The sequence below is a fragment of the Bartonella sp. AD328YNZD genome (assembly GCF_042196425.1).
The window spans coordinates 1-3933 of record NZ_JBHIQG010000225.1; the positions used below are offsets into that span (position 1 = coordinate 1).

Genomic DNA, 3933 nt, shown 5'->3' on the forward strand with positions numbered 1-3933 from the left:
GAAAATTTCATTTCTGTAACGTAGTAAAATTCTTCGGGATTAGAGATCTCAGTCTGTTTTGGATTACCCTTTTTAAAGGTGACTGGATAAGGCTCTACAGTTTCATAATTCACGTGCAAATGACCGAGTTCACGCCCTGCTGTCACAAATTTCCAAAAGTCATCAGCACTCTTTACACAAGGGATACGAGGCAGTTCTTTGCATAAATTATGTGCATAACGTGTACGATAATCTTCCGAATGAAGTAGACCGTAAACATAATAGAACAAATCATCTTTTGTTATGGTTTCATTCGGATAAGCGGCTTTAAAATGGTCTAGACCTTCATCAGTAATGGCATCACGGCGTTGTAAACCAGTTGTTTTACTTTCTTCTGTAGAAATTAAAAATAAATGAGATTGTTTCTTGTTTTTATCTTTTAAGACCGTAGTATCTTCGTAAATATAGCGTGGAAAGCATTGGCTATTATCTATTATACTTACATCAGGTACATTTTTAGTCATCAATACAGAAAAACCACATCTTGCTCCTACAGCGGCAATTTTTATAACTCTATTTTCAATCATTTGTCCTATGGGAAAAATACGTGGAATTTGATGAAGCATTTCATTGAAGGTAGTATTATAATAAAGCCATTGTTGTGTAAAAGGACGGCATAGACTTTGAGTAAGGTACACCTCTTCAAATTCGAAGATATTGCCTTTTACCAATTGTTTCTTAAGATTACTACTCCAACTAATTTTTTTCGCATCAGCGTTTACGAAATTGTCGACAGCATTTTTACGTATTCTGTGATCAACATGTCCATAAGCATCATTAAAACGTTCCACTTCGCTGTTATAGAAGGCAATCATATTATTCATATTTTTCTTTAAAGTTTCACGGCTTGAATTGTATGCCCATGCATCGCGATTGCTCTTAATACCATATGAAAAAGTTTCGAATAGCTTATTATTATGCCCTTTTTTATCACCTAATACTAAAAACGCTTTGAAACTGTCATCACGTTGATTAATCCAATCACCATGCTTATCTGGTTTAATGATTTGCCAGATTGATTTATTTATGATGCTATTAACACTACCAAGGCGTTCTAGAGCTGTAAGTTTATCTTTTGTTGTGAGATTATCACCAATATCATGATAGTAAATTTTACAAGGTCCAAAAGCATTGGGATTTTTGATAAATAAGGTCACGGCAATGCCGGTCATACTACCATTGCCAAAAACATTTTCTCCTTCTTCCGCTTTTCCATTGCTTAACATATTTTTACGGATATCACCTCGTAAATTAAGCACATAAATACTCGTAAATTCTTTGGCTAAAGATTTCCGTAAACCGTCCATTGTCGACTTTTCTATATAACCAGAACCAGAAACAAAACCGATTACTCCAGCATTATCAATACGGTCACTAGCCCAACGAATAGCACGAATATAACTATCATAAAGTGCTTGCATATTAGTTGCTTTTGAATAAGCAGCATAAGTTTCACGAACACGGTTATCTAATACATGATAAGATGTGTTCGGATTATTATCATTGGCACTTTTTTGTCCTACCGAATAAGGAGGATTGCCAAAGATAACTTTGATATCCAGTTTCTTTTGATGCTCTAAATATTCACTGTTTTCTTTAAACAATTTCTGTAGCAGGTTCTTCTCTTCAATCATCCGAAACGTATCAGCCAAACCAATATGCTTAAAGGGAATGTAATCTCCTTTCATAAGACTATGATACGTCGATTCAATGTTAATCGCTGCTATGTAATAGGCAAGTAAGACAATCTCATTAGCATGGATATCGTAACGGTATTTATATTCCATATCCTCTGGTTTGATCAGTTTTGATTGTAAAAGCCTTGTGATAAAGGTACCCGTTCCCGTGAAAGGGTCAAGAATAGACACACCACGGGATCCCAAGCTTGTTCCAAATTCATTACGCAACACATCATCAACAGAATGAATGATAAAATCAACAACCTCAACGGGCGTATAAACAATCCCAAGCTTATCCGTGGTTTTCTTAAATGCCTTGGCAAAAAAACTTTCATAAAGTTTGATAATAAGATTCTGTTTGGCATGAGTTTCCGTAATGCCTGCTGTACAGAACATGACACTTTTGTAAAATTTATCAAGATCTTTCGTTTTCTCTTCGATATTGGTTTTATCCAGTTCCGTTAAGATCTTGTCCATTGCTTGTGAAATGGCATTGTTCTGTACAAATTCATTACCGTCAAATAAAGCTTCAAACACGGGACGCGTGACAAGATGTTGTGCTAACATCTCAATGGCTTCCTCTTGCTTTATTTCACTGTTGACGTTGTTCTTTAATTCCTTATGAAAAGCATCAAAGGCGTGAAAGGCTTCACTCTTTTCATCGGAAATCATATCTTTAAGATGATTGATATGGTTTTGAGCAATCTCAGCAACATTGTTTGCCCATATGCCCCAATAATCGGTGATTTTAAAACTATCCAGAAAAATGGCTTTGACAAAATCAAAAAATTCAGAACGGTGGAATAAGTCTCCTTGTCCTCCAGATACCGATTGAGATTTGCTTTCTGCTGTTCCAATCGTGCGTCCAGAAACTTCTGCTTTTGATTGGATTGAGATCTCATCAACCGTTGTGGTGAGTTCTTTTAATTCATCGGCTCGTTTAATCTCTATAATCTCAATCGTATGGCTGCTATCTTGTCCTAAAGACATCTGATTAATCGTCCGAGCAAGTCTCTCATCATGAGAATGTAAAGCATGTAAAACTTGCCAAACAACACGGTATCTCTTATTGTTTTTTAAAGCCTTTTTGGCTTCTAAGTGTGAAGGAATGATAATGGGTAAAATGATATAGCCCGTTTTCTTCTTTGGAGCACGGCGCATCACACGCCCTACCGCCTGTATCACATCTACTTGGCTATTACGCGGGTGTAAAAACATGATGGCATCAAGAGCAGGGACATCAATCCCTTCAGACAGACACCGAACATTGCTTAAGATCCGACAAACATTTTGACCCGCATCTTCTTTAAGCCAATCCAATTCCTCATTGCGTTTTTTGACGCTTTGCGTTCCGTCAATATGTCTTACTTCACAGTTTAGAAAGGGAACGGTTTGAAGGAAATCATCAATATGAGATTTGATAATTTTATTGAAGAGCTTTGTGATATATTGAGAGGTGTTGATATCTTTGCAAAAAGCTAAAGCACATTGCATGGGCTCTGTATCATCATCAACAACAGCAGCTTGCTTATCTATTTTGGTAAGGGCTCTATAACAGCCAATAATTTTTGCCGCATCATCTAAATCAATTTCATGGTTTTCATTGGCAATAATCTCCTGTATGGCTGGTGTGATATAGGTTTCATTAATACCCAAGACCACAATCTTGTAAGGAGTTAACAGTTCATTATCGACAGCTTCCGCGAAGGTATAATGATGAAGTTGTTTTCCATAAAGGGTTTCATCATCCATAGATGCCAAAACAGCATTAATCTCATCCGCCCGCCTTTTAGCAGTGTCACTAAAGATACGAGGCGTTGCTGTCATATACAGACGTTTTTTGCCCCGAATGATGCTGTTATCATGAACCTTGATAAAATCAGATTCATTGTCGTCAGTTCCCAATGAAGCACTAGTGGTTCTATGGGCTTCATCACAGATGATCAAATCAAATTCGGGTAAACCATACTTTTTTTGTGCATCCGAAATCACTTGAATTGAATGATAAGTTGAAAAGACCACGGTCATCGCATCTGCTAGGTTTTCGCAAGCTTCTTTGGCAAGGGCTTTTGCATCCGTGGTAGCAGGGAGAACAAGATCTGATGTTTCCATACCAACAATATCATCTTGGTTTTTACGACGCTTGCCTACTTTTGTATCAGAACAAACCGCAAAGGAACGCAACGGGATTTGTGCATCGGCTGTCCATTCACGG

General features: G+C 37.2%; 1 protein-coding gene. It reads right to left on the minus strand.

Going from position 1 to position 3933, the window contains the following annotated elements:
- Window positions 1-3933, minus strand: a 3933-nt coding sequence (locus ACFIO3_RS09640) for a type ISP restriction/modification enzyme (protein WP_375704372.1), incomplete at both ends; no start/stop codon positions are given.